The sequence below is a fragment of the Streptomyces sp. KR80 genome, assembly GCF_052245555.1.
Taxonomy (GTDB): Bacteria; Actinomycetota; Actinomycetes; order Streptomycetales; family Streptomycetaceae; genus Streptomyces.
The window spans coordinates 281,751-288,725 of sequence record NZ_JBQQCD010000008.1 but is presented as its reverse complement, the minus strand read 5'-3'; the positions used below and the strand labels follow the sequence as shown (position 1 = coordinate 288,725).

Below are 6,975 nucleotides of genomic sequence, written 5' to 3'. Positions count from 1 at the left end.
CATCGGTGTAGACCCGGCCCCGCTCCGGCGGCAGCAACCCCGCGATCGCCCGCAGCAACGTCGACTTGCCCGACCCGTTCGACCCGATCAGCCCGATCGCCTCACCCCGGTACGCGGTGAAGGTCACACCCTTGACCGCGTGCACCTCCCGCATCCCCGGCGACCCCTTACGGCCGAGCATCCGGCTCAGCGCAGCGGTCGCCGTACCCCGGCCGCGGGCGCCGCCGTTGACGCGGTAGACGATGTGCAGGCCGTCCGCGATGACGGTGGGGACGAGCGCCTGGACGGCACTGTTCTGCTCAGCCACGGCCGTACCGCTCCTCCGCCTTCCAGAAGTACACGAAGCCGGCGACACCGATGAGGACCGCCCAGCCGAGGGCGAAGGCCCAGACGTGCGGGGGCAGGTACTTGTCCGCGTCGTAGCCGTCGATCAGCGCGAAGCGGATGAGGTCCATGTAGATGGACGCCGGATTCCACTGCAGCACGTCGGCGACCCAGCCCGGCAGGTCCTTGTCCGCCAGGATGTGCGGAATGCTGAACATCACGCCCGAGCCGTACATCCAGGTGCGCAGCACGAACGGCATCAGCTGCGCCAGGTCCGGGGTCTTGGCTCCCATCCTGGCCATGATCAGGGCGAGGCCGGTGTTGAACACGAACTGCAGGGCCAGGGCCGGTACGACCAGCAGCCAGGACCAGGTGGGGAAACTGCCGAAGCCGATGGCCACCACGACCAGCACGATCATGGAGAACATCAGCTGCTGAAGCTGCTGGAGCGAGAACGAGATCGGCAGGGAGGCGCGCGGGAAGTGCAGCGCCCGGACGAGCCCGAGGTTGCCCGAGATCGACCGGACACCGGCGAGCACCGAGCTCTGGGTGAAGGTGAAGACGAACACACCTGTCACCAGGAACGGGATGTACATCGTCTGTTCCATGCCGCGGCTGGTGCCCAGCAGCAGGCCGAAGATGAAGTAGTAGACCAGCGCGTTGAGCAGCGGGGTCGCCACCTGCCACAGCTGGCCGAGCTTCGCCTGGCTGTACTGGGCGGTCAGCTTGGCCTGTGAGAAGGCGAGGATGAAATGACGTCTGCCCCACAGCTGCCGGACGTACTCCAGCAGGCCGGGCCGCGCCCCGCTGACCGCCAGCCCGTACTTCGCCGCGAGCTCGGCCGGGGACAGACCCCCGTCCGGGGATGGAGGGGCGCTCACCGCGACCGCACCGTCATGGGTTGTCTCACTCACAAATGGAAACTTTCGTCTTCAAGATGCGCAGCCGTATCGGGCGTAGGCGGGCCTGGTGACGACAGTCTGTTTCCCCGCCGTACGACCGATGCTCTCAGACACGAAGCTTGTCAGATGACCGGAGGTCGGCCCAGTCGGGTCAGCCGCCATACCGTACGCCACTTCATGGCCCGGCGCGGACCGCACGGTGTGATCCAGCCCTCCTTGAATCCGCCGAGCCAGGCACGGAGAGCGGGCCGGGAGGGCCGGCGGGCCAGGGTGAGCAGCAGCCACACGCCGAGATAGAGCGGGATCAGGGGGACGGGGAGATTCCGGCGGGCCAGCCAGACCCGGTTGCGGGCGACCATGCGGTGGTAGACGGCATGCCGGCTGGGAGCGGTCGCCGGGTGGTGCAGCACCATGTCCGCGCGGTAGTCGATCATCCATCCCGCGTCGAGCGCCCGCCAGGCGAGGTCGGTCTCCTCGTGGGCGTAGAAGAAGTCGTCCGGCAGCCCGCCGACCTGCTGGAAGACCGCGGTACGGACGGCGTTCGCACCACCGAGGAAGGTCGTGACCCGGGAGGAGCGCATCGGGTCGGAGGCCCGCAGCCGGGGTACGTGGCGGCGCTGAGTGGTGCCGGTCTCGGGGTCGGCGATCCGGAAGCTGATGATGCCGAGCTGCGGATCGGCGGCGAAGGCCTCGCGGCACAGCTCGGCGGTGTCGACACTCGGCAGCAGGCCGTCGTCGTCGAGGAACAGCAGGGCGTCCACGTCCCTGCCACCGGGGCCGAAGGCCGCTATGCCGACGTTGCGGCCCGCCGGGATGCCGACGTTCTCGGGCAGCTCCACGGTCCGTACGCCCTCGGGGAGCTCGGGCAGGGGGGAGCCGTTGCCCACGACTACGACCTCGATCCGCTCGCCGTGCTGCTTGGCGACCGAGTCGAGGAGCGCGCGCAGCTCGTCGGGGCGGTTGCCCATGGTGAGGACAACCGCTCCGAGCTTGAGGTCGGCCGCCCCGGTCATCGCAGCCTGCTCGAGGCGAGGATGCTGACGAGGTGCAGCAGGGTCTGCACGATCGCGATGCCGGCGAGCACCGCCACACCCAGACGGGTGAAGAAGAGGTCGCCCCTGATCATGTCCAGGATGGCCACGAGCAGGATGACCAGCGAGGCCTCGACGCCGCCGACCAGGCGGTGGAACTTCAGCGCGGCCGCCGCCCTGCGGGCCAGGGCCAGGCCCGAGGACCGGGGCACGGAGGCCTCGTCCCGAACGGCGGGCAGCCCGCTGCGGGACCGGGCGACATCCACCAGATCCGTCTCGGCCTTGATCAGGATGGCGCCGAGTGCGGCCAGGGTGCCGAGGAAGGCCCACAGCCAGGCCGGGTCGCCGTGGGCGGAGAGGTCGGTGGCGCGCAGGCCGAAACCCACCAGCAGGGCCGCCTCGGAGAGGTAGTGGCCGATGCGGTCGAGATAGACCCCGGTGATCGAGGTCTGCTTCCGCCAGCGAGCGACCTCGCCGTCCACGCAGTCCAGCAGCAGATACAGCTGGATGAGCAGGGCGCCGAGGAGCGCCCCGGGCAGGCCCGGCACCAGGAGTGCCGCCCCGGCCAGGACGCCCGCGACCACCATCAGATGGGTGAGCTGGTTCGGGCTGATCCTGGTGTTCACCAGGTGTCGGGTCCAGCGCAGCGAGACCTCTCGCATGTACAGGCGCCCGGCCCAGTGCTCACCGCTGCGCCGGTCCTTCACGCCCTCGGGGTGAACGACCGGACGGAGTTCAGCTACTGATGGCTTTGGCATAGTCGGCGTATGCGTCCCTGATCTGGTCGGTGGACAGGTTCAGGTGCTCGAGGATCGTGTAGCGCCCGGGGCGGGTCTGCGGTGCGTACTCCACCACCTGGACGAACTCGTCCACGCTGAAGCCGATCTCCTCCGGCAGCACGGGCAGGCCGTGGCGGCGCAGCACCTCAGCCATCAGGCGGGACTCCTCGTGTGCACCGCGCAGGTACATCGCGAAGGCGGCGCCGAGACCGCACTGCTCGCCGTGGCTCGCGGCGCGCTTGGGGAAGAGGAGGTCGAAGGCGTGGTTGATCTCGTGGCAGGCGCCGGAGGCCGGGCGGCTGTCGCCCGCGACCGACATCGAGATGCCGGTCAGGACGAGGCCTTCGGCCAGCACGGTCAGGAAACTGTCGTCGCCGACGCCGCCCGGGTGGCGGAGCACAGCCTCGCCGGCCTGGCGGGCCATGGCGGCGGCCAGTCCGTCGATCTGCTCGCCCTTTTCGCGGTGGGCGAGCTCCCAGTCCGCGACGGCGGAGATGTTCGACAGCGCGTCACCGATGCCGGCGCGGACGAACCGGACCGGGGCCTCGCGGATGATGTCGAGGTCGATGACGACGGCGATCGGGTTCGGGACGCCGTACGAGCCGCGGCCCGCGTCGTTGTCCAGCGTCGCGACCGGCGAGCAGAGGCCGTCGTGCGAGAGGTTCGTCGCGACGGCGACCAGCGGCAGACCGATCCGGGCCGCGGCGAACTTCGCACAGTCGATGATCTTGCCGCCGCCCAGGCCCACGACCGCGTCGTAGTGGCCGGACTTCATCGCGTCGGCGAGCTTGACCGCGTCGTCGAGTGTGCCGCCGCCGACCTCGTACCAGGTGGCGCCGGGCAGCGCCGGGGCGAGCCGCTCGCGCAGCGCCGCACCAGAGCCACCGCTGATCGCGATGGCGAGCTTCCCCGATGCGGAGATGCGCTGGTCCGCCAGCACACCCGCGAGATCATCCAGGGCCCCGGCTCGGATGTCGACGACGAGGGGCGAGGGGATGAGTCGGGTCAGTACTGGCACGCGATCTCCCGGCCCTTCGCGAGGTCGTCGTGGTTGTCGATCTCGACCCACTTGACGTCGCCGATGGGGGCGACGTCGATCTTGAAGCCGCGGTTGACCAGCTCCTGGTAGCCGTCCTCGTAGTAGAGGTCGGGGTCCTTATCGAAGGTGGTCTTCAGGGCGTCGGCGAGGTCGTCCGCCGCCTCGGGCTCGATGAGGGTGACGCCGATGTACTCGCCGGTGGCGGCGGAGGGCTCCATCAGCTTGGTGATGCGCTGGACGCCCTTGGCCGGGTCGACGACGACCTTCATCTCCTCGTCGGCGAGGTGCTTCACCGTGTCCAGGGCGAGGATGATCTTCTGGCCCCGGCCCTGGGCCTCGAGCAGAGTCTTCTCGACGGAGACCGGGTGCACGGTGTCGCCGTTGGCGAGAATCACGCCCTCCTTGAGGACGTCACGCGCGCACCACAGGGAGTAGGCGTTGTTCCAGATCTCGGCCTTGTCGTTCTCGACCAGGTGCAGCTTCAGACCGTACTTCTGCTCCAGGGCGGCCCGGCGCTCCACGACGGCCTCGCCTCGGTAGCCGATGACGATGGCCACCTCCTTCAGACCCACCTCGGCGAAGTTCCCGAGGGTGAGGTCGAGGACGGTGGTGTCGCCATCAACCGGCACCAGAGCCTTGGGCAGGGTGTCGGTGTAGGGGCGCAGACGCCGTCCGGCGCCGGCTGCCAGCACGAGGCCGATCATGCGGGTTCTCCTGTTTCGTCGTGTACGGCGGGTGCCCCGGAGGACACCCAGAAGCGGATGCTCTCGCTGAGCACCGCCAGCGCCAGGGCCGTCGCAAGGGCCGTCAGCGCGATGGTGAAATCTGTGTCGCGCAGCAGAGCTGCGGCGACCGTGACCGCCAGAACCCGCCCCTCGTGCCCGCCGATTGCCCGCACCAGCAGGTGCGGGGGCGCGCCGGTGCCGCCGCGGATGCGGTACACCGTGTCGTAGTGATGGTAGGCGACGGCCGCCACCAGCCCGAAAGCCGCAGGCAAGGCGCCGTTCACTTCGGAGCGGGCGGCGAGTATAAGAATGACGGTGTATTCCGCTACGCGGAAGAGGGGCGGCACGAGCCAGTCGAGCGGGCCCTTGAGGGGCAGCGCCACGGCGGCACCGGAGCTCAGCGCATAGAACGCGGCGGCGAGGACCGGCCACCAGCTGCCGACCGGCGCAAGCCACACGGCGGCGAGCAGCGGCACAACGCCTTGCAAGGCGAGCAGTGCCCTGGAGCCGACGGGCTCACGGGACCGCAGCCTTCCCAGCGCTCGGGCCGTCCCCTCGGCGATCGGGCCGGAGTCCGCGAGGTCGGCGAGCGCCTGGGCGGCCCGGTCGGTACGGGCGCCACGCCGCATGAGGGAGCGCAGCACACGGCCCGCGGTGGTGTAGCACGCGGCGAACGCGCAACCGATCAGCAGGGCGTAGAAGACGATACGAGGCGTGGCCACGGCCGTGAGGACGGCGATCATGGCCCATCGCTCGCCGATCGGCAGGATGATCATCCGGCGCACCCAGACGGTCCAGCCGACGCGGTCCAGCTTGCCGGAGAGGGCGGCGGTGGGGCTGCTGTTGCCCGTGGCGTCCTGGTTGGCCTCATTGAAGGAGAAGTCCACGACGTGGCGGCAGGTCTGGAGCACCATGGCGCCGAGGGCGAGCGCCCAGACGTCGTCACCGCCACGGGCAGCGCCGAGGGCGAGGCCCGCGTAGTACGCGTATTCCTTGGCGCGGTCGAAGGTGGCGTCCAGCCAGGCGCCCATCGTGGAGTACTGCAGCGAGTAACGGGCCAGCTGGCCGTCGGTGCAGTCGAGGATGAACGAAGCGATGAGCAGCGCGCCCGCCGCTATGTAGCCGGGGCGCGTGCCGGTGGCCGCACAGCCCGCGGCGATCAGGGCGGTGAGCAGCGAGGCCGTGGTGACCTGGTTCGGGGTCAGGCCGCGGCGGGCGCACCAGCGGGCGATGTAGCGCGAGTACGGGCTGATGAAGAAGGTCGTGAAGAATCCGTCGCGTGCCTTCACGGCGGTCCGGAGCCGTACCTGCTCGTCGTCGACTCCGTCGACGACGGCCTGGGCCTCGGCCCGCTCCGCGTCGTCGCCGGCCACGGTGGCGACGAGCACCCCGAGCTCGGGCCGGTGTACGTGGACGCCCGCGGCGAGGAGCGCCTCGGCGACGGCGTCGGCCACCGTCCGCGGTACCTCCGCGCCGGACGGCACGTCGGTGCCCTCCGCCGCCCCAGCGGCGAAGCCATCCTTCGTCGGCTGCCCCTCGGTGGCTGCCGGAGCACCCACGCCTACACCGGTCGGGTCAGCGCCGGTGAGCGCTCCACTGACGGTGGCTTGCCCATCCGCTCGTTCAGTTCGGACGTCAGCGGGCTCGTCGTCGGCCACCGGGCGGGCGGCGTCGCCCGGCCCGGCCTGCGGGCCGGTGCCCCGTGCGGGAGCGGCGGCGCCGGTTGCCGCGTCGGCTTCGACACCGGCAAGGGCAGCCGCAGGGCGGGGGGCTGTCGTGGACGTCAGTGCGGCGAGAAGGGCCGGGCGGGCATCCGGTTGGGCCGTGAGCGCGCCGGGGATCGCGGCTGCCGGGAAGCGGGGGTCCGTGAGGGCCAGCCGCAGGGCGTGCCGGTGGGCCACCAGGCGCGGGTCCACCAGCGCCACGCGCTCCGACGGCGGGACCGCGGCGACCCGTTCCGCGAGGTCGTCGCCCGCCGGGACCGCGACCACGGCGAAGCCCAGCGATCGCAGGTCGCCCTCGAGCTGGGACCCGGCGACCGGCGGACCGGTGAGGATGGCGGTCGACAGACGCGTTCACTCCTTGGAAGCTGGCATGGCCGCGCCGGGAGTCAGGGGTGTCCGGGCAGCGGTCGTGGCACGCCCCGGCTCCGACGCGCACGGGCGGCACGTCGGG

Annotated in this window: 7 protein-coding genes; all 7 read right to left on the bottom strand. The window is 70.8% G+C overall.

The genetic code is table 11. From position 1 onward, the window contains the following. A partial coding sequence (locus tag ACTWQI_RS15190; RefSeq protein ID WP_443270720.1) for an ATP-binding cassette domain-containing protein occupies positions 1 to 307 on the bottom strand: 307 nt, incomplete at its 3' end. Next, entirely contained in the window at positions 300 to 1,238 is a 939-nt protein-coding gene (locus ACTWQI_RS15185) for an ABC transporter permease (RefSeq protein WP_443270718.1), read from the bottom strand. The genes ACTWQI_RS15185 and ACTWQI_RS15190, both read right to left, overlap by 8 nt. 110 nt (positions 1,239 to 1,348) lie before the next feature. Then, entirely contained in the window at positions 1,349 to 2,239 is an 891-nt protein-coding gene (locus ACTWQI_RS15180; protein WP_443270716.1) for a glycosyltransferase family 2 protein, read from the bottom strand. Then, positions 2,236 to 3,015, bottom strand: a complete 780-nt coding sequence (locus ACTWQI_RS15175) for a CDP-alcohol phosphatidyltransferase family protein (RefSeq protein ID WP_443270714.1) — start codon at positions 3,013 to 3,015, stop codon at positions 2,236 to 2,238. Before ACTWQI_RS15175 ends, ACTWQI_RS15180 begins: the two co-directional genes overlap by 4 nt. Further along, the gene (locus tag ACTWQI_RS15170) at positions 2,993 to 4,054 is read right to left on the bottom strand and encodes an iron-containing alcohol dehydrogenase family protein (protein ID WP_443270712.1); all 1,062 of its coding nucleotides are present in this window, start codon (positions 4,052 to 4,054) and stop codon (positions 2,993 to 2,995) included. Before ACTWQI_RS15170 ends, ACTWQI_RS15175 begins: the two co-directional genes overlap by 23 nt. Beyond that, positions 4,042 to 4,779 (bottom strand): phosphocholine cytidylyltransferase family protein, encoded by a 738-nt coding sequence (locus ACTWQI_RS15165; protein ID WP_443270711.1) that lies wholly within the window; start codon positions 4,777 to 4,779, stop codon positions 4,042 to 4,044. Before ACTWQI_RS15165 ends, ACTWQI_RS15170 begins: the two co-directional genes overlap by 13 nt. Then, positions 4,776 to 6,725, bottom strand: coding sequence for a DUF5941 domain-containing protein (locus ACTWQI_RS15160; protein ID WP_443270749.1), 1,950 nt, complete (start codon positions 6,723 to 6,725; stop codon positions 4,776 to 4,778). Before ACTWQI_RS15160 ends, ACTWQI_RS15165 begins: the two co-directional genes overlap by 4 nt. Positions 6,726 to 6,975: the final 250 nt, after the last annotated feature.

Coding starts and splice junctions, on each gene's coding strand:
- ACTWQI_RS15180 (WP_443270716.1), bottom strand. CDS start 2,239: ATGACCGGGGCGGCCGACCTCAAGCTCGGAGCGGTTGTCCTCACCATG.
- ACTWQI_RS15175 (WP_443270714.1), bottom strand. CDS start 3,015: ATGCCAAAGCCATCAGTAGCTGAACTCCGTCCGGTCGTTCACCCCGAG.
- ACTWQI_RS15165 (WP_443270711.1), bottom strand. CDS start 4,779: ATGATCGGCCTCGTGCTGGCAGCCGGCGCCGGACGGCGTCTGCGCCCC.